Here is a 22,005-nt window from a genome sequence, read left to right as displayed (position 1 = left end):
GGCGCTGACTGCTCCCTGCGGCCCCGCAATCCTTCGCTTCGCCGGACCGCGTTCCGTATAGCGGTCCTTCACGAGCGGTGCAGCTCGACGATCTGGACGAGAACATCTAGCATCGCGATCCCGCTGCATCGAGCGCCGCGATCAGGATGTCCCCAATAGCAACGAGGTCCCTGTTACGTTGCGTTCATCTCCTTCTCCTTTTCCTTCTTCTCCTTTTTTTCTCCATCGTAATGGGACTTGATGGCGAGAAACATGCCTGTTCCCAACACGAGGAGCTTGAACGTACCGAAGATTACAGGGACCCAAAAATTCATCATTTCCTCAAAACGCTGCTTCAGCAGCTTCATTTACTACTCGTGGGCCGGGCAAGGACAAACGAGCGATAGCCGCGAGGGCCACGAAGCGCATCAGCCCGATTCCGACGAGTGTGAGATCGGGCTGCCGGATTTCACCTTGCGCTGTGGGGTTGGGGAACACGGACTCTCCGCGTCCCGGCAAGCTCAGCGCGGCGGGCGCCATGTTCCCGATGCACGGCCGGATTCTACCGCCAGGCCTCATGCAAATCGTTGAACTGTTCGATTTGTACTGCGATTCTGGCTTGCGCAAGCTGCAAACAGGTCTTGGGTGCGACCTCTTGTCGCAGGCTAAGGCTCTGGGTGTTGTCAAATCTCCACGCCGATACGTGAACTTCAACAAAAAGGGAGAACCCCATTTCCGCAGCTCAGGGTTTGAGTGGCAGGAATAACGTTCGCCATTTTGACGGCGCCGTCCGATCCATGCGGCATGTCGGCCGGTGACTTGCTAGCCCTAGACTATGGCCGTTCTCGGCCATGATCGGTCATCAATAGAATTCAACCAAGCGGCCGCTTCAGGCTGATAACAGTCATCAGCACTCACCCCGTAGAGCTATTGGTCGCCAGTTAGGCCGCTCAGCATCGACGATCTCGAGAGAGGTCGGCCGCAATGGTGGACCAGGGAAGTACCGAGCGTACGATGCTGAAAAGCAGTTCCTCAAGCGTGGTCTGCGACCGAAGCCTTACCTGCTGTCCCGTGAACCGCAGCTGCGCAGTATCGTGATACGCCTGTTGGAGGCTGACTGGTCACCAGAACAAATTTCAGGATGGCTGAAGCGTCATTTTCCTGACGGAAAGATCATGTGTGTTTCGCACGAAGCAGTCTATCGATCGCTGTTTGTTCAAGCCCGCGGCGTACTACGTGAAGAACTAGATTCCGCCGACCCCCGCCAAGCGCTGGCGAGCCGGGGTGTGCCGGCTTGACCCCAGGTGGCTACCCAAAGCCGCTATCGGGCATCCTCGGGGGAGGGGCGCCGGCCTCGGGAAGGTGCCGCGCTGGGCGCCCTGGACATGGGGATATAGCCGGGCCGGGCAGATGACTACGCACAGTTCGCGCATGGCGTCGAAGTGGAAGGCGCGGTGCCGCCCGCCAGCCCGGGGGGCGCGGCATCAGCGCGCGGACGCTGCCGTGGGGGGGGGCTCGAAGGCCCGGATCGGCAGCAACGGTCCGTCATGGAGCTCGACCTGCACCGTCGTCAATTGGCCGCTGCAACCTTGCGCCAGCGACGAGGTGCCGGCGTCGCGCGTCAGGATGTTGGGATTGCCGTGGCCGCATAGCGTCACCTCGCCGCGCTCGTCCCGCACCGGGTCGTACCAGGCGCCGGTGGGCAGTTGCGCCACGCCTGGCATGATGCGGTCGCTGAGCGTGGCGCTGGCCAGGCAGGCGCCGCGGTCGTTGAACAGCCGCACGATGTCGCCTTCGCCGATGCCGCGGGCCGCGGCATCGCGGGGGTGCAGCGTGCACACTTCTCGCCCCTGACGTTTTTGCGACGCGCTGTGAGCGCCGAAATCCAGCTGGCTGTGCAGGCGGGTGGCGGGCTGGTTGGCGACCAGGAACAGCGGATGCGCCGGCGTCGGCGCGTCCTGTGGCGTCAGCCAGGCAGGATGGCCGGGGCAATCGGGGTAGCCGAAGCCGGCCACGGTCGGCGAGCTGATCTGGACTTTGCCGCTGGGCGTGGGCAGCGGCTTGCCGGCGGGATCGTCGCGGAACGCGCGCAGGATGCCGCCGTCGTCGTCCTGCTGCGGCAGGGTCAACTCGCCGCGCTTCCAGAACTGGTCGAAGTCCGGCGCCTCCAGGCCTTTTTCCTCGAGGGCCGCGCGGGTTCTTTCATACAGGTGGCGCAGCCATTCGCCGCTGCTGCGGCCTTCGGTGAAGGCCTCGCGCGTGCCCAGCCGTTCGGCCAGGTCGGCGAAGATGTCGTAGTCGTCGCGCGCCAGGCCGTTGGGGGCGGCGATGCGGTGCATGGCCACCAGCAGCGGATCGGTGGGCGCGCCGCCGATGTCCTCGCGTTCCAGCGTCATCGTGCAGGGCAGCACGATGTCGGCGTGACGCGCGGTGGCGGTCCAGCCGATCTCGTGGACCACGAAGGTGTCGAGCGTGGCGAAGGCGCGCGACAGGCGCTTGAGGTCCTGGTGATGGTGGAACGGGTTGCCGCCCGCCCAATAGGCCAGGCGGATGTGCGGGTAGTCCATGCGCTTGCCGTTGTAGTCGAACGGCTTGCCAGGATGCAGCAGCATGTCGGCGATGCGCGCCACGGGAATGAACGCCTTGACGCCGTTCACGCCCTGCGGCAACGACGCCACCGGCACCGCGTTGCTGCGCTTGCCGTAGTGCGCCAGCGTGCCGAGCGCGTAGGCGTAGCCGCCGCCCGGCAATCCCAGCTGCCCCAGCACAGCGGCCAGCACCGCGCCCATCCAGACCGGCTGTTCGCCATGTTCGGCGCGTTGCAGCGAATGCGCCACGGTCACCAGCACGCGCTTGCCCGGCAGCAACCGCGCGATCCGCGCGATGTCCGCGGCCGGTACGCCGCAGATCGGCGCGGCCCAGGCCGGATCCTTGGCCTGGCCGTCCGCGCGGCCCATCAGGTAGTCCTCGAAGCCATCCCAGCCTTCGCAGAAGTCGCGCAGGAACGGCTGGTCATGCCAGCCATTGGCCACCAGCTCATGCACCAGCGCCAGCATCAGCGCCACGTCGGTGCCGGGCACGGCGCGCACCCACTGCGCCGCCGCGTCCGCCGGCAGGTCGGAGGCCAGCGGACTGATGTTCAGGAAGCGGCAGCCGCGTCGCGCGGCCTGGCGCATCGAGTCGCGCTCGATGTGCCGGCTGATGCCGCCGCTGGCCACGCGCGAGTTCTTCAGCGCCATGCCGCCGAAGGCCAGCACCACGTCGGTGTGCGCCACGATCTGTTCCCAGGTGACGTTGCGGCGCGCCACGTCGTCCATGCTGCCCAGGATGTGCGGCAGGATCACGGCCGAGGCGCCCGCGCTGTAGCTGTTGACCGAGCGCACGTAGCCGCCCAGCGCCGTGTTCAGGAAGCGGTGCACCTGGCTCTGCGCGTGATGGAAGCGGCCGGCGCTGGACCAGCCATACGAACCGCCGAACACCGCTTGCGGGCCGTGCTGGTCGCGCACCCGACGCAGTTCGGCGGCCAGCAGGTCCAGCGCGTCGTCCCAGCCGAGCGGCACGTAATCGTCGCTTCCCCGGCGCGCGTCCGGACCCGGCCCGCGTTCCAGCCAGCCGCGCCGCACCATCGGCGTGGTGACGCGCGCCGGATGGTCGAGCGCGTTGGTGAAGTTCTGGATCAGCGGGTTGGGGTCGGGATCGCCCGGATGCGGCCGGACGTCGAGCGCGCCGTCTTTCCAGGCGGCCGAGAACACGCCCCAGTGCGCGCTATGGGACAGGCGGCTGCTGTCGGGACGGGGAGGGTGGGAAGAGGCGTCGATCATGGGCGGATCAGGGGTTGGCGCCCGTGGCGACGGGCGCGTCGGGTTGCGCGCTCCATTCGCTCCACGAGCCGGGGTAGAGGGCCGCGCCGGACAGGCCCGCGATTTCCATGGCCAATAGATTGTGGCACGCGGTGACGCCGGAACCGCATTGGCACACCACAGCGTCCGGCGCCAGGCCATCGAGCTGCGCCAGGAAGGCCTGGCGTAGCGCGGCGGGGGGCAGGAAGCGCCCGTCGACGCCGAGGTTGTCGCGAAAGAACCGGTTGCGGGCGCCGGGGATGTGTCCGCCCACCGCGTCCAGGGTCTCGTTCTCGCCCCGGTAGCGGTCGGGGGCGCGCGCGTCCAGCACCCGGCGCGCGTCGGCGGCCAGCGCCTGGCGCAGCTGGGGGTAGTCCAGCGTGGCTTGGCGGCCCTCGCCGACGGCCAGGGCTCCCGCCGGGCGCGGCGCCGACGCATCGGTCGTGAACGGCTGGCCCGCGGCCTTCCAGGCGCCTTCGCCGCCATCGAGCACCGCCACGGCCTCGTGGCCGATCCAGCGCAGCAGCCACCACAGGCGCGCCGCGTACATGCCGCCGGCATTGTCGTAGGCGACCACCTGGGTGTCCGCGTTCACGCCCAGCGCCGCCAGGGCTCGCGCCAGCGCGGCGCGGTCGGGCAGCGGGTGGCGGCCGTTGCGGCCGGTCTTGGGGCCGCTGAGGGTGTCTTCCAGATGCACGTGGAACGCGCCCGGCAGGTGGCCGGCATCGTAGTGGCGGCGGCCCGCCTGCGGATCCGTCAGCTCGAAGCCGCAGTCCAGCACCACGATGTCGCGGTGTTGCGGGTCTTGCAGGGCGCGGGCCAGTTCGTCCGCGCTGATCAGGGTGGTGTACATGCGTGGCTCCCGCTCAACCCTGACCCGCCGTCAGCGCGTCCATCGCGCGCAACGAATACACATAGGCGGCGCCCGCGTTCAGGGCGATGGCGGTGCTCAAGGCCTCGCTCAGCTCCAGTTCCGTCACGCCGGCCTTGCGGGCGGCGTCGGCGTGCGCGGCGATGCAGCCGTCGCAGCGCGTGGTGACGGCCACCGCCAGCGCGATCAGCTCGCGCGTCTTGGCGTCCAGCGTGCCGGTGGCGCCCTGCGCCTGGTTCAGGGCGCGGAACGCGGTCAGCAGCTGCGGGTTGTGCTTGCCCAGGGCCTCGCCGGCCTTGCGGTTGTTGGCGAGGGTGTCGGTCCAGTTCTGCAACATGGTGGGGTCTCCTGAAAATCGGTTCGGTCGGATTGGGTCATTGGCCGATCTGCTTGAGCAGGTCGGGGGTGGCGGCTTTGCGGTAGTTGGCGATGTCGTCGAGGATGTACTGCTTGAACTGGTCCATCGGCAGGTCGCGCTCCATCGCGGCGTCCTTGCGGATCGTGTTCTGCACCGTGGGGTCCGCCAGCGCGCGCGACAGGTGCTCGGACAGCACCTTGAGCACCGCGGGCGGCGTACCGGCCGGCGCCGCCAGGCCGTACCACTGCGTCATGGTCATGTCGATGCCGAGCTCCTTGAAGGTCGGCACGTCGGGCAGGATCGGGCTGCGCTGGCGGCCGGTCAGGGCCAGCACGCGCAACTGGCCCTGCTGCACCTGCGGCACCAGCGGCGATGCGGTGGCGAAGAACATGTCGATCTGCCCGCCCAGCATGTCGGTGATGGCGGGGCCGGAGCCCTTGTACGGCACGTGCAGGAGCTTCAGGTGGCCCAGTTCCTTGATGGTCTCCATGCCGATGTGGGCGGCGCCGCCGGTGCCGGTGGAGGCAAAGGTCAGTTCCTTCTGCTTGGCGGCGTCGATCACTTCGCGCGCCGTCTTGAAATGCGACGGCGTGGCCACGAACAGGCCGTGCGGCGCCTCCAGGATCAGGCCGATCAGGGCAAAGTCGTCCGGCACCTTGTACGGCAGGCTCTGCGGCTTGAGCGCCGGCGAGACCGCCAGGTTGCCGCTCATGGCCAGCAGGATGGTGTAGCCATCGGGCGCGGCCTTGGCAACCAGGCCGGCGGCGATGTTGCCGCCCGCGCCCGGCCGGTTCTCGACGATCACGGTCTGCCCCAGGGTCTTGCCCATGGCGGTGGCGATCAGGCGGCCATAGAGGTCGCCGCCGCCGCCCGGCGGAAAGCCGACCACCAGGGTGATGGGACGCTCGGGAAATGCCGCCTGCGCCTGGCCGCCGGCCAGTGCCGCCAGCCCCAGCGCCGCGACGAGGGCGGCGCGCCGGCCCAGCCGGCGCATGGCGCCGCTTGCGAAGGAAATGCCCATGGTGTTTGTCTCCTGTGTATTTTTTATCAAGGGGAACCGTCAGGCTTGCAGCCAGCCGGCTTGATGTCGCTGCACCACCCTGTCCACCGAGGCGGCACACTGTCCCAGGTAACCCGCGGGATCGGTCAGGCGCAGGATTTCTTCCTCGCCCAGCAGGTTGGCCAGATCCTTGTGCTGGCGCAGCGCCTGGGCGAAATCGAGCTTGTGCGTGATGCCGTGCATCGAGGCTTCGTAGATCCATTCGTGCGCGGTCTGTTTGCCGACGCGCTCGGACAGGTCCAGCATCACGTGTTCGGACAGCAGGTAGCCGCGCATGCGGTCCAGGTTCAGCGCCATGGCGTCGGCGTCCACGCGCAGTCCGGCCAGCAGGTTCTTGGCCTGGAACAGCATGGCGCCGGCGATCAGGCAGCATTCGGGGAGCGCCTTCCATTCGATCTTCCAGGCAATGCCGTCGCGCTCGCCTTCCTGCACCATGCCTTCGAGCATCAGCGTCGCATTGGCGCGCAGCGGCCGGCACAGGCCGGCGAGGTTCTCGGCCGAGGTCGGGTTGCGCTTGTGCGGCATGGTCGACGAGCCCAGCTTGCCTTCCGAGAAGGCTTCCTCGACTTCGGCGAATTCGTTGCGTTGCAGGTTGAACAGTTCATTGCCGATCTTCGACAGCGTCGCGCCGATCATGGCCAGCACCAGCGCGTATTCGGTGAAGCGGTCGCGCGCCGGCGCCCAGCTGATCGGCGCCGTCTCCAGCCCCAGCTTGGCCAGCGTGCGGCGCTCGACCTCGGCGGCCTGTTCGCCCAGCGAGGCCTGGCTGCCGACCGCGCCGACCACCATGCCCACTAGCACCCGCGCCTCGCATTCCTTCAGGCGCTCGTGATGGCGCGACAGTTCGTCCAGCCACACCGCGCACTTGTGCCCGAAGGTGATGGGCAGCGCCTGCACGCCATGGGTGCGGCCTGCCATGGGCGTGTCGCGATGGCTTTGCGCCAGGCGCGCCAGCTCGCGGCCGATGGCGGCGAGGTCGCGCATGAAGACGGCATGGGCCTGCTTGAGCTGCAGCGCCACGCCGGTGTCGACCACGTCCTGGGTGGTGGCGCCGTAATGCAGCCACTCACCATGGTCGGGGCCGCAGCCCGCCTGCAATTGCTTGAGCGCCGGCACCAGCGAGTGCTTGATGCGGCGGATCTCGGCCGACATCGCGGCGATGTCGATATTGGCCACCGTCGCCTGGGCGCGGATCCGCGCGGCGGCGGCGGCCGGGATGATGCCCAGCTCGGCCTGGGCCTCGGCCAGCGCGGCCTCGAAATCCAGCCATTGCTGGACGCGGTTCTCTTCCGAGAAGATGGCGCGCAGTTCATCGGTGCTCCACAGGTGCTGGAGCGATTGCATGTCGAAGACGGAAACGGGCATGGTGCGGGTCCTGGAGGCTTAGGAGTGATGGGCCGGGCGGGGCAGCAGCCGGCCCGGATTGAACGTGCCGCGCGGGTCGAGCGCGTGCTTGATGCGTTGCATGACGTCCACCGAGACGGCGGGCTTGTATTGCAGGAAGGCGTGTTGCTTGAGGCGGCCGATGCCGTGCTCGGCCGAGATCGAGCCGTCCAGCCGCGCGGCGACGTCGTGCACGATGTCGTGCACCGCGTCCTCTTGGGCCCGGAAGGCGGCGTCGTCCATCGCCAGCGGCTTGCTCTGGTTGTAGTGCAGGTTGCCGTCGCCGACGTGGCCGAAGCAGACGATGCGGATGCCCGGCATCAGGGCCTGCAGGCGGGCGCCGGCGGTGGCGATGAATTCGGGAATGCGCGACACCGCGACCGAGATGTCGTGCTTGATGGAGGGGCCGTCCAGCCGCTGCGCCTCCGGCACGTGCTCACGCAGCGCCCACAGTTCATGCGCCTGGCGGCCGGAGGCGGCGATCACCGCATCGGTCACGCCGCCGTGTTCCATCGCGGCCTCGAGCACGCCCTCGACGGCCGGTTCCGGGTCCATCAAGGCCGACGTCTCGGACACATCGAACAGCACGGTCCAGGGCGAGGGCTGCGCCAGCGGATCGCGCATGCCGTCCAGCGGGTGCGCCAGCACCTGTTCCAGCGTCTGGCGACCGATCAGTTCGAAGGCCGTGACGCGCTCGCCGACCGCGTCGGTCAGGCGCGCCAACAGGTCCACCGCCGCCTGCGGCGTCGGCACCGCGGCCCAGGCCGTCACCACCTTGCGGGGCAGGGCGTAGAGCCGGAAGGCCGCCGCGGTGACCACGCCCAGCGTGCCCTCGCCGCCGATGAAGAGCTGCTTGAGGTCGTAGCCGGTGTTGTCCTTGCGCAGTGTGCCCAGTTGCGGCAGCACGCTGCCGTCGGCCAGCACCACTTCCAACCCCAGCGTCAGTTCGCGGGTATTGCCATAGCGCAGCACCTGTTCGCCGCCGGCGTTGGTGGAGACCACGCCGCCGATGGTGGCGCTGCCTTCCGATGCCAGCGACAACGCGAACAGCCGGCCAGCCTCGGCGGCCGCCTGCTGGGCGGCCAGCACCGTGCAGCCGGCTTCCAGCGTGATGCTGTTGTCCAGCGCGTCGACCCGGCGCACCGCCGTCATGCGGTCCAGGCTCAGCACCACTTCGCGGCCGGAGGCGTCGGGGGTCGAGCCGCCCACCAGGCCGGTGTTGCCGCCTTGCGGCACCACCGCCACGCCCTGCGCCGCGCACAGCGCCACCACCCGCGAGACTTCGGCCGTATCGGCCGGGCGCGCCACGGCGCGCGCGGCGCCGGGAAAATTGCGGCGCCAGTCCGCCGTGTAGCGGGCCGTGTCGGCCGCATGGGTCAGGACGTGGGACGGCCCGACGATGGCGCCCAGCGCGGCGGCGAGTGCATCGATCTGATTCGGCATAATGCTACGGTGCGCGGCGGCGGGCGTAAGGCTCGCGGGTCGCGCGACGCTTGTCTCCTGGGTTGAAACCCGGACGGCGGTTCCCTGGTCCGGTAGCCGTCTTTCGTTTCATTGATTAAAATACGTTTTATTGAACAAAACTATAGGAAGCATTCGAAACCGTGTCAAGCGAGAATTCCCCTAAGCCGCCCGTCGGCGTGCTCGAACGCGGCATCTCCGTGCTGGAGTGCTTTGGCGAAGACCATCTGCGCCTTTCGCTGCGTGACCTGGCCGACCGCACCGGCCTGGACAAGGCCACGCTGCTGCGCCTGTTGGGCGTGTTCATCAAGGCGCGCATGATCTATCGCTACGACAGCAGCACCTACGCGCTGGGACCGGCGTTGCTGCACATGGGCATGCTGTATCGCGATACCTTCGACCTGGGCTCGCGCCTGCAGCCGGCGCTGCGCAACATCGTCGCGCAGACCGGCGAGACCGTGGCCGTGTACGTGCGCAGCGGCGACGACCGCATCTGCCTGTACCGCGAGAACACCACCAAGGAAGTGCGCCACCATGTCGAGGTCGGCACGCGCATCAGCCTGAAGGACGGCGGTTCGTCGGCGCACGTGCTGCGCGCCTTCACCGGCGGCGCCACGCCGCTGGCGCGCGACATCCATGAAAAGGGCTATGCCATGACCCGCTCCGAGCGGGTCGCGGAAATGGCGTCGGTGGCCGTGCCGGTGTTTGATGCCGACGATACCTTCGTCGGCGCGCTGGTGGTGCTGGGGCTGGCGTCGCGCCACAACGAGGCGGCGCAGCGCAAGGCGGTCGAGATCGCGCGCCACGAACTGGCGCAGCAGGGCTTTCGCACAGCGCCGCCCGCGTCCTGGACGCCGCCCGCATCCGAATGAGGCGCCCGGGCGGGCGCCTCGCGGCGTCGCCTAGCGCGGCGCCGCGCAGCCGAACAACGCGGGCTCCGGCAGGCACGCCCGCGCGTCATTGCCCTCGTCCGTGAAGCGTTCGCACCAGGCCACGATGGCGCGGGCGGCGGCGTCATCCATGGCCGGCGCAAAGGCGCGCATGCGCGCCTGCAGCGCGGGCCAGTCGTAAGGGTCTTCGGGATCGCCGCGCCGCAACTGGCGCAACGCGCTCAGTCGGCGCCCATCCTTCAGTATCAGGGTCACCCGGCATGGCCGCAGGCGCGGAAATTCGCGTTGGAAGGCGTCGCTGGTGCGCACCGTGATGCGGCGCGCCAGCGCCACCAGGTCGGGCGCCTGCAGATCCGTGGACTCCATGTCTTCGATGCCCAGCCCGCCGGAGAGCAGCAGCCGCGCCACCACGTAGCGCAGCGAGAAGCAGGTCTGGGCGGGCGTGGCGGGCCAGTCGACGCCGGCGATCTTCAGCGCGTGCGTGAATATCTCGATGTCGACCGATTCGATTTCGTCGGGCGTCGGCGCGTGCGCGTCCAACAGCTCGCGGGTGGCATCCAGCGGCGTGAAGAGCTGGGCGCAGCAGGGCCAGGCCTTGATGGTGGCGGTGTTCAACCGCTCGCTGGCGTCGAGGCCGCCCGCCAGCGCGTCCAGCGGACCGTCGCCCGCCAGCAGCGCGTACAGCCCGCGCGCGCCGGTGGCGAAGCGTTGCGCGCCCGGCAGGCCGGCGCGCGCGGCATAGGCCGCGGCCAGGCCGTTGCGCACCGCGAAGGCCGGATGCAGCGACTTGGCTTCGTGCGCGTTGTCGTCCACCAGTTGCCACAGCCCCGCCGCCTGGGTGGCGCCGATGCCGAGCGCGTGGTGCAGGGGCGCCGGCGCCAGCCCCAAGGCCACCCCGGCAGCGGCGGCCGCGCCCACCGCGCCCGCCGTCGCGGTGGCATGAAACCCCGCCGCGTGGCGCGTGCCCAGGGCCTCGCCCAGGCGCAATGAAACTTCGTAGCCGGCGATGATGGCGTCCGCGACCTGCCGCTGCGTCATGCCGCCATCCGCCGCGAGCGCCAGCGCTGGCGTGACCGACACCACGCCCGGGTGCAGCATGGCGGCACGGTGGGCGTCGTCGATTTCGCGGATATGGGCGATGGCGGCATTGGCGAAGGCCGCGCCATTGGCGTTGACGACCGGGCCGCCGAAGACGGGCGCCGGTCCCGCGCCCGGCTGGCAGTCCAGCGCCACGCGCCGATAGCCGGCCGCGGCCGGCGTGCCCGCGGCGGACCAGCCCGCCGTGAACCAGTCCAGCAGCGCCTGCGCCAGCCGCGCGCGCGTGGTCGGGGAGATCTGGCGCCGTTGCAAATCGGCCAGGTGGGTCACCAGGGTGTGCTCAGCGGAGGAAGTCATTGTCGTTTCGTTGAATGGAATATATTTCATTCAACGAAACTGATGTGGGTTTGTCAAGTGCTGCGGGTGATCCCTCGCTGCGGTTCCAGCGTCCGCGCCTAACAGGTCGGAGGTGCCGCCCAGGCGCAGCGGGACCTATCGTCACCAAGCGTCACAGCACTCGGCCAGCAGGCCGAGACCTACTGGAGGTCGCACACGCTACAGCCCTTGTACTTCTTGACGCGTCTGTCGAGCGAGGGAGCGGTAGCTGATTGGGCTGTGTCTAAGAGAAAGTTGGGGGAGGGCTTCGGCTTCACCCGAGAAGAGGTGATTCGCTATTGCCCGGCGTGCGTAGGCGCACAGAAGAAGAAAGTTGGGTTTTGCCTACTGGCGTCGAGAACACTTTATCCCGGGGGCTGACCTGTGCTTCGAGCATGGGCTTGCTCTTCTCGTGGTCAAGCAAGAATATCGCGCCACGGCGTTCGCGGATGCCCCTGGCCGAGGTCATGATTTAGTCGAAGATGAGACGCCCGACTTGGAAGAGGTCCGTGATTGCCCTGCCGTTCAGAGGTATCTTGCTCGGGCAGGTGGCGTTCTTCGCGCGATAGCCGGCGCCGACACGCCGCCTCTCCCTCTTCCTCAAAGGAAAAAAACGGAGAGGAAGCAGTCTGATCTCAACGGCGACCTGTTGCCGGTGGAAGCCATAGACAAATTGCGGCGGTCGGTACCAGGTCAGTGGTTGCAAAGACATTTTCCAGCGTTGAGCGATGCTTCGTCATTCCAAAGGGGGAAGTTGTGCATGAGCGACCTTCCCGGTACTGCGCTACTCCTGCTAGAAGCATGTGACGCGATGCCTGCAAGTCACCGGCCTACAGTCGCGCGCCAGTCGCTCGACGCGAGGGCCGACGACGGTACGTTAGCCGCATAGATCTGATTTCGCGCGGACGATGATCTGTGTTTTGCGCGCAGAGGTCCCCGTCTCTGCAAGCAATTTCCGCTTTCGACCCATTACGGCCGTTGGTCTAGACAGTTTGATCGGCTGTAATGCAGCGATTGCCGCCTATGGATGCCGACCGGAGCATTCACGCTATCTGTCACCAAACAGTCATTGGTTTCAGCGGAAAGCGCTGTCTGGAATACCGCCGGCTCGGCAAAGTGCAACTGACTGTCGCAGGACTCACGGGGTGCGAACGGCTCCGTGCGAGTAGCTGGCTCTCCACGCGCGGACTCTCAGCCCTACACTGAGGTTCGGCCGGTGGAGCTGGACGCGCGCTTTCTGTCGCTCCAACGTTTGGGTATTCTGGTTCACAGGAACTAGAAAGGACGTGTCTTATCTCCCGGACAACTAGCGTGTAAGTTTTGGTTTTTCCTATCGCTAGGAGATTGATATGCCAAAATTCGGCGGTCACATTGTCATTGGCGAGGAAGTCGGTCGACGTCTGGGATATACCCAGGACGATTTGGATGGCGAGATCGGGAAGGCGCTGCGACTTGGCGCTATCGGCCCGGACTTGACGCTGTTTCTGCTGGACCCCGCTGAGGACAACCAGTTCCTCTATGACGCGCTCGGTTCAGGGATGCGCGTTTATCATGAAATTCGCAAGATCCGCGACATACTGGAAGAGGTGCAGAATTACATTGGGAAGCCTGTAACGGAGATCGCAAGCTGGATCTCCGGAGGCTTCTCTAACTCGCTGCTAGAGTTCACCGGCCTTGCGGTGCACAGCTTTATGTCTGCCCTGAAGATGATCGCCTTCTCTCGGACCAAAGTCGAAGTCATCAACCCGTTCCAGGGAATGGACCTAGACCTCCTACGCAGAATATTTGGTCCCGATGTCATGAAGTGGGCCACGTTGCCCCAAATTGACGTGAGCTGGAATCTGGACAGCGACCAAGTTACCTCCCCCGCTTACATCTTCCGATATTTTGGGGCGCCGTACTCGAATGACCCACCTTTCAAGAAGCCGGCAAAAGTTGGCGACTACTCCGAATGGTGGTGGATGGACATTCTCCATTACAGGCGGACGGCGCCTTTCGCTGCTAGGTTGCTTGCCAATGCGACTGCGAGCGGTGACCCAGTCCTCATTGCGTATGCACGGGGCTACTTTTCGCATGTGGGTGGTGACATCGTTGGGCATCCGTATGTGAATTCGATGGTCGGGGGGCCGTTTCGAAATCACGCGCTGCGGCATATGGTGATTGAAAGTCTGATGGATGTGCGAATCTGGAAGGACCGCAAGAACGAGGAGATTTTCAACTCACGCCTAGACAAACTGGTCCATGTGAGTGATGGATCCATCCGCTCGATAGCGAATCTGGTTCACCAAACTCTCACCGAAGTTTTCGTCGCTCCTGTAACCGGTGAACCGCCTATCGCCACAAAGCACTTCAGTCGAGCAGCGCCATCGGCCGATGACATCATCACCGCTCATCAAACGATGCTCGGATACCTAGCGTTCTCCACGGACATCGGTCTGGAACGACCTCAGATACCACCGGGAAATCTCAGTGAAGTTTGGGACGAAATTCGGGAACATCTCCAGAACTCGATCGACAAAATCAACGAATACACCCATGACCTTGGTAGCAGCAGCGGATGGAGTTGGTTCGCAGCTTTGATCGGCCTCGTTTTGTGGTCAGCCGTATTGGTGACGCAGTTGCTGACCCTCCCTGCTGCCGTGGTGAACCGCATCCTAGCGCTAGGACCAAGGTGGTTCTTCTACTTGATCAATTCGGCGCTGTACGACTTCGTCTGCAATGTGCGCTACGCGATGGCGCTTAGTGGCTGGGGCTATGCAGGCGTTGAGGACTTGGATCGCTCAAAGAGTGTTCAACTACTGTCCATTCGGCAGGAGATCTCCGAACTATATCCTGCAGCGATGACGTCACGCGTTGATGGCTTCTGGCTCGAACACCCTATCGATCTTCATACTCCGATGGAACAGAACCGTACACTGGCTGGACCCTATCGGACAGGGCATGGCCCGGACACTTTCATCGATGCAATGCCATTTGATAGTGCCAATCGGATTGCACTGGAGGCCCTAGCATTTCCACCTCCACAAACAAATGAAGTGTGGACCAGGGACCAACTTTATGCCATCCGACAGGTCACGCATACAACGGCATTCTTGGGCAACGCTGTAGACTTTACCTGCCAGCTGATTGAAGGGAAGTTTCCAGCAGGCTCCTTTGATCTCGATGGTGATCGCGGATACGCTTCAGTGCAATGGGAAGAGTATCCGCCTGGAACGGAGTACTTGCCATGACTGGTCCGCGCAAGTTTGACGACGGAGAGCATGGGCCTATTGACCCCTCCACGTACAGATCCTGGATATACATAAAACACAATGTCCATGACGATGGGAGGCGATACGAAGGGTGGGAAGCCCATAACGAACTTTTTGTCCCGAAGAAACTTGGAACTGAGGTCGAGTTCAAGATTACTTTCGCAAATGCGGGATGGGGCGCAGCGCCGCTTGTAAATGTCGATATTTTTGTGCCGCTGCATCCGAAGGGATGGCTACTGCGGCGCCATGATGACGCTCTTGCTTTTGCAAGCGGCGATCTAAGGGATGTGACATATGTATTTACCGCCGGCCCAGGCTACGGAGAAGATGGGGCTGCACCATCGTTCCAACCAAGTCTGGTTGTACGTATATCAGATTTTTTTACGCCAGTGCCTACGCAGGCTGAGATCACAAAATGCTTGGATCTTTTTGCGACCGATAGACCTGCAGCCATAGATACGATGCGCAGATGGAAAGCGTTGCCGGGTTTCTTTGTGTATCCGTGTTGTGCGCTTTTCTGAGACGAGGTCTTTCGCTGGTATATGCTCCTGTAAGGATGATCGACCTGTTGCTAAGAGTCGATGAGGTCAGGCCGTCGCGTCGTAGGCGATCATTGATAATTTGCCCTCGGTGCCCTTTGGGTACGGCCTCGCTCGGCCTGCAGCAAAACGGTCGGTACGGGTTGGAAGCGGGCATCGACGAGAGGCACATCCCACTTGATGTATCTAGCAAGAAAAAATTGAAGGCATGCTTAGCACTTGGCCCAGGGGTTTAAACCTTCTGTGTGATGTTCTCGACTAACTCTTCAAGAGTAGTGCCGGTGATGACATTTTCATACCGCCAGTCTGCTTTCGCCCGCTTCTGAACCGAATATCCCTCGTCACCACTTACGATTCTGTAGCTAGTCTTGGCAATAAGTGTTGGACAACCTTCGATAACTCGCCAATCGGGAACAGACTGACGAACTTCATGGAGCTTGGCCATGAACGCGGAGGCGGTTTGGAAGCGTTGTCCCGAGTCAACATGGCATGCCTTGTTGATGATTCGCCGAATCGACCTTGGAACCCAGGGTGGTAGGGATGTAAGGTCTGTTGCCTTTCCCGCCGCGATTCTCGCTTTAATACAACGGTCAATAAAGTCATCCTTATCCGACGGCGTAGCGAGCGTCTCCAACTGCACTAGTTCTCGCTTGCTTAACCAAGCAAGGCCGTCATAAGAAAGCGTCCCGCCGAGCAACTGGTACAGAACTAAACCGCATTGATAGATATCTCCGGGAATACCGTACGAGTTCGTTATCACCGTTTCCGGTGGTCGATAAGCTAGCGAATGGCTTGATGCGGGAATCGTCGAGACCGTCTCTGGCAACCGCTTCACCGACCCGAAATCACCAATGACAACAAAACCACTTTCAGTCAAATACACGTTTGCGAGCTTAATGTCGCGATGGAGGAAGCGATTCCCATGGAGATGGCTCAAACCCGAAAGAATCTGATAAGTGTATTCAAGCGCTGCCTTCACGCCAAGTGGATTTGACTCCAGAACTAGGTCTAGATCGCCGCCAGTGCAAGTGGGTGTCATGAAGTACGCCCACTTTGCATCGATGAGTCCGGCGTCCAGAATCTTGAGGACGTTCTGTGCGTCAATCTGGGCAAGTTGTCGGGGCTCAGCGTGGTATTCAGCTTTCCCTCCCCAGTAGTAGTACTTGAGAGTGACCCGCGTGCCCGTTACTCGATTAGTCCCAAAAAAAACGTATCCGTTTTCTGCCTTCGAGTCCTCGCGGTGAAGCGCGATGCTTTTGGAGAATTCCGCCAATGAAGTCTTGATCTCAGAGGGCGCGCTTGAGCCTTCGATGTACAGCTTGGTCATACTTTTGGAAGGCGCTGAGCAAGGGCGGCGCATGCGGTTCGGAATGCCTCCACTTGGTACTTATTCAAGGTAGTCGGGATTGCGAAATCGTGCCTTTTATCCTGCGCGGCAATGGTCGGCGCCGGGATTAGCTGAACGGAGCATTCCCGGTTAAGTTGGAAAACGCCTTCGATCTTGAAGGTTGTCGGGCCCCCAGCGAATTCTCCCTTCTTACCGCGCTTCTTGATAGCGACTTCGGACAGTTTGTTGTCGCGAAGAAACCCGGCGACTAGATCCGCAAACGACCGGACGTTCTCCGCATCGTCATCGTCGGTTAAGGCAATGCGTTTTGTTTCCTTCGGAATGTGTGTCCAATGGCCATCAACAACTTCGACTACGGAAAGAATTGCTTCGCTTCCTTTGATTTCGACGCCGCAAATGGGCATGGTGTCTCCTAGAAATTCTGATGTAATGTATTGATGAAAACCCTGCGTGATAAGCTGATCTGGGGATACCTGCGGGGCGGCTTTTTGCCGGATGCTGTTTCTTCCCGGCGCGGGAATTCGGCTGGCCTCGGTTGAGCCCCTCTCGCAGGGATCAGTTTCAAACCTCGCAGTTAAGCCGCGAAAAGAGGTATAGGCGGATGGGGAACAGGCTCCCACAGCGTTGCCTTTCGGAGCTCTGGCAACTGGTCACAGCGTCTAGCTTGGTACAGTCAAACTTGTCACCTTCCTAGCGTGCCTCACCTCTCCACACCACCTTAGCTTGCTAACTGAATTACAACTTACGCTGCAGAAATCCCGTTAGAAAAATAATGCTCTCGGAGGGATTTGTGCTGTTGATCAGTCAAGCTGGTCTCTATCTCAGTTTTACGGTGGAGGATATCTTGCTGGAGAAATAGGGAAACTGCACGCAAGCATTTTTCCATGTCCTCGCACTGGGCCAGATGATACTCTGTTCCATATTGTGGTCCGTTGATGTTGATCGAGACTTTTCCCTCATCGTCGAGTTCGTAAAGTAACGTGTGACGATCATGCGCAAGTTCTTTATGTGCAAAATGCTTGTTCCGTAGTCGCTGGAACATTGTATGCGTCAATTTCAGATCGGCACGCTCCTTAAAGACGTTGTCAACTTCAAGCGGCAAACGTTTTTTGTCCTTGAACATGCGTATGTAGCTGACAACGATACCGCCAAAAAGCGTTTCCAGGCTTTGCGCGAGATTCCAACTTAGAAATCCCAACACATACATTTTCCCTCGCTCCGTGCTCATGGCTTTTATCATGCGTCGATCCTCATTGACTACCTTAAACTCGGGGGGCTCCTCCGCATTTAAAAGCGGAGCTAGGCTTTCCCAGAACTCCTTAGGCATCGGCGGGGGTATCTTAAATCCTGGTGGTGGTGCCGAATCGTCCACAGTGAACTCGCGTAGAGCTGCAACGGATTTCCGCAGGTTTTCCACCAAGTAACGTTGTTCGATTCGGTCTTCAAGTCCACGCACCTTGCTATGAAGATCATTATCACGTTGGATTATCGGATGAGCCTTAGGGAATGGAATTGTCATCGTCGTATCAAAGTTAGGGCGTGTTTGGGAGCAAGGTGAACACGGCCATCATACCTGTATCTCGTTACATGTAGTCCGCTAATTCGAGCAAGCGCTACTGAGTGACTGGTGAAGCCGATAAGTGTATCTGCCGTACTTGATCTTCTACTTCGCTTTTGATCGGAGGTGACCTCCTCGGTGCGATGGCTTTTGCGCTGAGTTGGGGTGACCGATGGTCCGAGGTGGCTCTTCGCAGGTTCTTGTTAACCGGGGCTGGGATGGAACATCTATTGCACGATCCATTCAGTTTTCCTGGTAACGAGTTGTGAGTAAACTAGGGTCTGGACTGAGAAGCTCAAACACATGAGGTAGACGTGCACCCCGCTATGCATACAGAAAGTCGTGGCTTTTGCTTCCATGGTGCGTTCTATGAGTGAAGCTGCACCGTTATTGGTTAAGCACGCCGCGGCTGGTCCATACCTTGGCTTCGCGCTGCAGCCGGTGAGGATGTGCTATCACCTACTAAGTTGCCCGCGTGACGCGAGCGTGTCCCTTGAATATCTCGACGATGTTGCTGTTCACTATGCGGATGGCACGCTTCTGTTGGAACAGTGCAAAAGCGCTCTCACTCACAATCCTATTTCCGACTGGTCTGATGACCTTTGGAAGACAGTCGTCAATTGGTTGGAGGCGTTGGAGACACGTAAGGCGGCCGAGCCTGGGGCCTCATTTCAGCTCTACGTCACTCCGCCAAAGACCGGTAAGCTGAGCATGGCGATGCATGCTGCGGTTGACTCCAATGCTGTTGAAGCTCTGGTCAAGGAAATTAAAAATAGGCTGAGAAAAAGGTCCAAGCCTCCCAATTGCCTAGGGCACGTTCAGAAGTTTCTGGATGCCACTGACGCTCTGCGTTTTTCCCTCATTCGAAGGACTGCCATCATTGCGACTGATGCAGACCCATTAGAGCCGCTTCGCGAGCTGTTGCGGCCCACGGTTCCCGAGGCGTCTCTGGACATAATCTGCGCTTCCGCGATTGGCCAAGCGAAGGAGGCAGCTGACAAGTGCATCCGCCGCAAGGCTCCTGCGATGGTGGTTGCCTCAGAGTTCAGAAGGAATTTTCATGCCTTTGTGCAGCAGAACAACATGCCCGGATACCTGCCAACATTTACGACAGCTCCATCAAAAGAGGCTGCGGAGGCGTTGTTGACAGATCGGCCAGTGTTCGCGCGGCAACTTCAGTTGATCGCGGCATCTGAGGAGCAGCAACTTCGGGCAGCTAGCGATCTGATGCGCACATCGGGCGACAAGGCAAAGTGGGCGGACCAAGGCCTAGTCTTCGAAGGCACGTTGGAAAACTGGGAAACCACTCTGCTGCGCAAGCATGACGCTACGCAGAGCGAAGTACGAGAGCTCTACTCAGAGAAAGCTGAGGACGCGCAAGGTCGAGTCATTTACAGCCGCTGCGCAGCTATGGACGTGCCAATGGACGGCCGGGAAGTGCCTGGCCATTTCACACATGGAAGCTTCCATGACCTAGCTGATAGACGGAAGCTGGGGTGGCATCCGAATCACGAGACGCTTCTGAACGAGGCAGACGAAGAATAATGTACGACGCTCCTTCAATACACCTTAGCGAAGCAGCGATCGTTCAGAACGAATCGCTGGGTGCGTTTTCCATCTGGCGATTCGTTCTCGGTTTCCAGGAGCGAGACGAACAGTCTGTGGTGCTGCCTTTGGTGTTCCTCCTCTTGCCGATGATTCTTCACGCGCCAACGCTGGCCATAGTGCTCAGTACACAAAAGGCATCTGGTTTGCATCTGCTGGCGGGCAAGCTCGGCGAGCGTCGCGAAGATCTGTTAGCTTTGCACGGGCGTGCTTTGGCACTCAGAAAATTGACGCTTTCATCGCTTGTGCTGGCGGAGCAGTCGCGCTTGGTACGGATAGAACCAAGTACGGCAACGGTCCGAGCATTTAGACCGCACGAGGGGCTGCAGCCTCCCGTCCTGCCTGAACGAATTAGACGAATAGCGCCAGCGTGCGACAAGATCGGTTATTGGTTCGCCGGCTTAACGGATCAGCAGGTAGCACACACGTTAAAAGTGGGTTTCTAATGTACTTCCAAATTCTGCGAGTCATCCTTTGGCCGCGCATCGGTGGTGAGCCGAGGGTGGTCAAATTCGAAGCTGGCAAAGTGAATGTCATCAGTGGAGCCTCGAAGACAGGTAAGTCGTCGGTCATTCCAATCATTGATTACTGCTTGGGATCAGAAAAGTGCTCTATTCCCGTAGGCGTCATCCGAGAGACGTGCTCGTGGTTCGGAGTGCTGGTAGATACCCTTGAAGGGCAAAAGCTCCTGGCTCGCCGCGAGCCGGGTGGTTTAAAAGCGTCGGGCGAAATGTTGCTGCTTGAGGGACCAGAAGTCCAAGTGCCTCCGGGCATTCCGGAGAAGAACCAGAATGTTGAACACGTAAAGGCGGTCTTGAACCGGCTTGCCGGCCTGTCGAATCTGCAGTTCGAGCCTGGGACTGAAGAGAGATTCAAATCACGCGTAAGTTTTCGTGACTTGATGGCCTTCCTATTCCAGCCGCAGAACATCGTCGCAAATCCAGACGTGTTGTTTTTCAAGGCAGATACTACTGAGCACCGTGAAAAGCTCAAAACCATATTTCCATACTTACTTGGTGCAATAAGCCCCGAACTGCTTCAAGCGCGGCATGACCTCGATCGACTATCTCGGCTTCTTCGTCGAAAGGAAGCGGAGTTGAAGGCTCGTCAAGACACGGGCACCGCATGGCAGCGCGAGGGGTTCGCATGGGCACGTTTGGCAATCGAATATGGGCTTTTGCCAGCGCACACTATTGTGCCGGACGACTGGCCTTCGACCGTCGATCTGCTTCGACAAGCTCTCCAAACTGATGCCCATTCCGCGACGACTTCTTTGGCGGCGATGGACGTCATCATGAGTAGGCTTACACAGCTGCGCGCTGTCGAGTCGAAGCTGACTATGGCTCTCAGTCAGGCGCGACAGCGTCTTCACGAGCTGCGCCGGCTGGACGAGAGCAGTGACGAGTATCGCAGCGGGCTGCACATTCAGCGCGATCGGTTGGGCTTGTCTGCGTGGATTCGAGACCTCGCGTCAGAACATCCCGCAGCGGTGCTGGAGCCAAGTGAGGCTGGCCGCGCCCGGGTGGAGCAGCTGTGCCAAGCGCTGGAAGGGATTGAGTTGCGGCTGCGGTCCTATCCAGAGGTTGCGGAATCGTTGGGCAAAGAAACGTTACGCCAGCGAGAGTCGATCGATAACTTGCTCGACGAACTAGCAGCCGTGCGGATGGAAGTTCGTGCTCTTGAAGGGCAGTCTGATGCGGCGAAGGCGAGCACAACGCGTAGCGAAGAAATCTCCCGCTTCCTCGGGCGACTGCAAGAAGCCTTACGGCTGTACGCTACCTCCGACACTTCTTCTGATCTGAGCCAGGAGATTTCGACACTCAAGGGCGAAGTCTCGACACTGACTAAGCTGGTGTCCGAGCATGAGATCGGTCGCAAACTTGAAAATGCACTCGATACTATTCAAGCCATTTCGGGCAGGCTAATTCCTCAGCTTGACGGGGAGTGGCCCGAAGCGCCGATTCGCCTTGTCGTCCAAGATTTGACGGTAAGAGTTATTCGGGAAACACGAGACGATTTTCTTTGGGAGATTGGCAGCGGTGCAAACTGGCTAGCCTACCACGTTGCGCTTAGTCTCGCATTGCAGGGATACTTCTTGCGCTCACCTCAGCACCCCGTGCCCGCATTGTTGGTCTACGACCAGCCCAGTCAAGTCTACTTTCCGACTCGGCGTGCGGGAAGAGAAGTCGAGAAGGAACTTGATCCGGCGTGGGAGAGCGAAGACGTTGTGGCTGTTAGGAAGGTATTCGCGCTATTTGACAAGATCGTCGCCAAGACCAATGGACGCCTGCAAATCATCGTTCTAGATCATGCTAACGAGGAGGTTTGGGGAGGGTTAGAGAACGTCCATCTGGTCGAAGAGTGGCGTGGGAAAGGTTTGGTGCCAGAGGGTTGGATCGAAACTTAACGGTGGACAGTACCGCCGCGACAATCCGCTCGAGATGTTCGAC

The 22,005-nt window shown here is 61.6% G+C and carries 17 protein-coding genes and 1 pseudogene; 7 read left to right on the top strand and 11 right to left on the bottom strand.

Translation table 11 applies throughout. The features are described 5' to 3' along the window. Positions 1 to 173: 173 nt before the first annotated feature. A complete protein-coding gene (locus ACZ5YA_RS12220; RefSeq protein WP_165867916.1) occupies positions 174 to 347 on the bottom strand; it encodes a hypothetical protein in 174 nt (57 codons plus the stop codon). A gap of 555 nt (positions 348 to 902) precedes the next feature. On the opposite strand from ACZ5YA_RS12220, the pseudogene ACZ5YA_RS12215 reads away from it, so the two are divergent. Continuing rightward, positions 903 to 1,271: pseudogene (locus tag ACZ5YA_RS12215) on the top strand (transposase); the annotation flags it as partial. 192 nt (positions 1,272 to 1,463) lie between these two features. Here ACZ5YA_RS12215 and ACZ5YA_RS12210 read toward each other — a convergent pair. From ACZ5YA_RS12210 to ACZ5YA_RS12185, 6 genes are read right to left on the bottom strand one after another with little or no spacing between them, the layout of a single operon-like run. Then, the gene (locus ACZ5YA_RS12210; RefSeq protein WP_464092593.1) at positions 1,464 to 3,800 is read right to left on the bottom strand and encodes a molybdopterin guanine dinucleotide-containing S/N-oxide reductase; all 2,337 of its coding nucleotides are present in this window, start codon (positions 3,798 to 3,800) and stop codon (positions 1,464 to 1,466) included. Between the two features lie 7 nt (positions 3,801 to 3,807). Then, entirely contained in the window at positions 3,808 to 4,671 is an 864-nt protein-coding gene (locus tag ACZ5YA_RS12205) for a sulfurtransferase (RefSeq protein WP_464092592.1), read from the bottom strand. Between the two features lie 13 nt (positions 4,672 to 4,684). Then, complete coding sequence (locus ACZ5YA_RS12200) at positions 4,685 to 5,026, bottom strand: carboxymuconolactone decarboxylase family protein (protein ID WP_006391254.1); 342 nt, start codon at positions 5,024 to 5,026, stop codon at positions 4,685 to 4,687. Positions 5,027 to 5,063: 37 nt separating this feature from the next. After that, positions 5,064 to 6,068 carry a tripartite tricarboxylate transporter substrate binding protein gene (locus ACZ5YA_RS12195; RefSeq protein WP_464092591.1) on the bottom strand — a complete coding sequence of 335 codons (1,005 nt, stop codon included), beginning with the start codon at positions 6,066 to 6,068 and terminating at the stop codon, positions 5,064 to 5,066. A gap of 39 nt (positions 6,069 to 6,107) precedes the next feature. Further along, on the bottom strand, positions 6,108 to 7,472 hold the full coding sequence (gene purB, locus ACZ5YA_RS12190) for an adenylosuccinate lyase (protein ID WP_118933826.1): 1,365 nt from the start codon (positions 7,470 to 7,472) through the stop codon (positions 6,108 to 6,110). A gap of 18 nt (positions 7,473 to 7,490) precedes the next feature. Beyond that, positions 7,491 to 8,933 (bottom strand): FAD-binding oxidoreductase, encoded by a 1,443-nt coding sequence (locus ACZ5YA_RS12185; RefSeq protein WP_118933827.1) that lies wholly within the window; start codon positions 8,931 to 8,933, stop codon positions 7,491 to 7,493. Between the two features lie 161 nt (positions 8,934 to 9,094). Here ACZ5YA_RS12185 and ACZ5YA_RS12180 point away from each other — a divergent pair, with 161 nt between their 5' ends. Further along, positions 9,095 to 9,823: an IclR family transcriptional regulator gene (locus tag ACZ5YA_RS12180; protein WP_240633390.1), complete on the top strand. Its 729-nt coding sequence runs from the start codon at positions 9,095 to 9,097 to the stop codon at positions 9,821 to 9,823. Between the two features lie 30 nt (positions 9,824 to 9,853). Here the strand turns inward: ACZ5YA_RS12180 and ACZ5YA_RS12175 are convergent, their stop codons facing one another. Beyond that, a complete protein-coding gene (locus ACZ5YA_RS12175; RefSeq protein ID WP_464092590.1) occupies positions 9,854 to 11,236 on the bottom strand; it encodes an MmgE/PrpD family protein in 1,383 nt (460 codons plus the stop codon). A gap of 1,367 nt (positions 11,237 to 12,603) precedes the next feature. Between ACZ5YA_RS12175 and ACZ5YA_RS12170 the strand changes: the two genes are divergently transcribed. Both ACZ5YA_RS12170 and ACZ5YA_RS12165 read left to right on the top strand, forming a co-directional pair. Then, a complete protein-coding gene (locus ACZ5YA_RS12170; protein WP_464092589.1) occupies positions 12,604 to 14,484 on the top strand; it encodes a zinc dependent phospholipase C family protein in 1,881 nt (626 codons plus the stop codon). Beyond that, entirely contained in the window at positions 14,481 to 15,026 is a 546-nt protein-coding gene (locus ACZ5YA_RS12165; RefSeq protein WP_464092588.1) for a hypothetical protein, read from the top strand. Before ACZ5YA_RS12170 ends, ACZ5YA_RS12165 begins: the two co-directional genes overlap by 4 nt. A gap of 250 nt (positions 15,027 to 15,276) precedes the next feature. Here the strand turns inward: ACZ5YA_RS12165 and ACZ5YA_RS12160 are convergent, their stop codons facing one another. The 3 genes from ACZ5YA_RS12160 to ACZ5YA_RS12150 form a co-directional block, all read right to left on the bottom strand. Beyond that, entirely contained in the window at positions 15,277 to 16,371 is a 1,095-nt protein-coding gene (locus ACZ5YA_RS12160; RefSeq protein WP_464092587.1) for a serine/threonine protein kinase, read from the bottom strand. After that, entirely contained in the window at positions 16,368 to 16,796 is a 429-nt protein-coding gene (locus tag ACZ5YA_RS12155; RefSeq protein ID WP_464092586.1) for a DUF3010 family protein, read from the bottom strand. Before ACZ5YA_RS12155 ends, ACZ5YA_RS12160 begins: the two co-directional genes overlap by 4 nt. 338 nt (positions 16,797 to 17,134) lie before the next feature. Next, entirely contained in the window at positions 17,135 to 17,911 is a 777-nt protein-coding gene (locus tag ACZ5YA_RS12150) for a hypothetical protein (protein ID WP_464092585.1), read from the bottom strand. Between the two features lie 408 nt (positions 17,912 to 18,319). Between ACZ5YA_RS12150 and ACZ5YA_RS12145 the strand changes: the two genes are divergently transcribed. From ACZ5YA_RS12145 to ACZ5YA_RS12135, 3 genes are read left to right on the top strand one after another with little or no spacing between them, the layout of a single operon-like run. Next, positions 18,320 to 19,495, top strand: coding sequence for an ABC-three component system protein (locus tag ACZ5YA_RS12145; RefSeq protein ID WP_464092584.1), 1,176 nt, complete (start codon positions 18,320 to 18,322; stop codon positions 19,493 to 19,495). Next, the gene (locus tag ACZ5YA_RS12140) at positions 19,495 to 20,001 is read left to right on the top strand and encodes a three component ABC system middle component (RefSeq protein WP_464092583.1); all 507 of its coding nucleotides are present in this window, start codon (positions 19,495 to 19,497) and stop codon (positions 19,999 to 20,001) included. The genes ACZ5YA_RS12145 and ACZ5YA_RS12140 overlap by 1 nt, the downstream gene beginning before the upstream one ends. Beyond that, a complete protein-coding gene (locus ACZ5YA_RS12135; RefSeq protein ID WP_464092582.1) occupies positions 20,001 to 21,962 on the top strand; it encodes a DUF3732 domain-containing protein in 1,962 nt (653 codons plus the stop codon). Before ACZ5YA_RS12140 ends, ACZ5YA_RS12135 begins: the two co-directional genes overlap by 1 nt. Positions 21,963 to 22,005 lie beyond the last annotated feature (43 nt).

The organism is Achromobacter sp. JCM 18799 (assembly GCF_055395645.1).
This window is presented reverse-complemented; position numbering and strand designations above follow the sequence as displayed.

Excerpts from the sequence above, each read along its gene's own strand:
- ACZ5YA_RS12220 (WP_165867916.1), bottom strand. The coding sequence starts at position 347 with ATGAAGCTGCTGAAGCAGCGTTTTGAGGAAATGATGAATTTTTGGGTC.
- ACZ5YA_RS12210 (WP_464092593.1), bottom strand. The coding sequence starts at position 3,800 with ATGATCGACGCCTCTTCCCACCCTCCCCGTCCCGACAGCAGCCGCCTG.
- ACZ5YA_RS12205 (WP_464092592.1), bottom strand. The coding sequence starts at position 4,671 with ATGTACACCACCCTGATCAGCGCGGACGAACTGGCCCGCGCCCTGCAA.
- ACZ5YA_RS12200 (WP_006391254.1), bottom strand. The coding sequence starts at position 5,026 with ATGTTGCAGAACTGGACCGACACCCTCGCCAACAACCGCAAGGCCGGC.
- ACZ5YA_RS12195 (WP_464092591.1), bottom strand. The coding sequence starts at position 6,068 with ATGGGCATTTCCTTCGCAAGCGGCGCCATGCGCCGGCTGGGCCGGCGC.
- purB (WP_118933826.1), bottom strand. The coding sequence starts at position 7,472 with ATGCCCGTTTCCGTCTTCGACATGCAATCGCTCCAGCACCTGTGGAGC.
- ACZ5YA_RS12185 (WP_118933827.1), bottom strand. The coding sequence starts at position 8,933 with ATGCCGAATCAGATCGATGCACTCGCCGCCGCGCTGGGCGCCATCGTC.
- ACZ5YA_RS12175 (WP_464092590.1), bottom strand. The coding sequence starts at position 11,236 with ATGACTTCCTCCGCTGAGCACACCCTGGTGACCCACCTGGCCGATTTG.
- ACZ5YA_RS12170 (WP_464092589.1), top strand. The coding sequence starts at position 12,604 with ATGCCAAAATTCGGCGGTCACATTGTCATTGGCGAGGAAGTCGGTCGA.
- ACZ5YA_RS12165 (WP_464092588.1), top strand. The coding sequence starts at position 14,481 with ATGACTGGTCCGCGCAAGTTTGACGACGGAGAGCATGGGCCTATTGAC.
- ACZ5YA_RS12160 (WP_464092587.1), bottom strand. The coding sequence starts at position 16,371 with ATGACCAAGCTGTACATCGAAGGCTCAAGCGCGCCCTCTGAGATCAAG.
- ACZ5YA_RS12155 (WP_464092586.1), bottom strand. The coding sequence starts at position 16,796 with ATGCCCATTTGCGGCGTCGAAATCAAAGGAAGCGAAGCAATTCTTTCC.
- ACZ5YA_RS12150 (WP_464092585.1), bottom strand. The coding sequence starts at position 17,911 with ATGACAATTCCATTCCCTAAGGCTCATCCGATAATCCAACGTGATAAT.
- ACZ5YA_RS12145 (WP_464092584.1), top strand. The coding sequence starts at position 18,320 with ATGAGTGAAGCTGCACCGTTATTGGTTAAGCACGCCGCGGCTGGTCCA.
- ACZ5YA_RS12140 (WP_464092583.1), top strand. The coding sequence starts at position 19,495 with ATGTACGACGCTCCTTCAATACACCTTAGCGAAGCAGCGATCGTTCAG.
- ACZ5YA_RS12135 (WP_464092582.1), top strand. The coding sequence starts at position 20,001 with ATGTACTTCCAAATTCTGCGAGTCATCCTTTGGCCGCGCATCGGTGGT.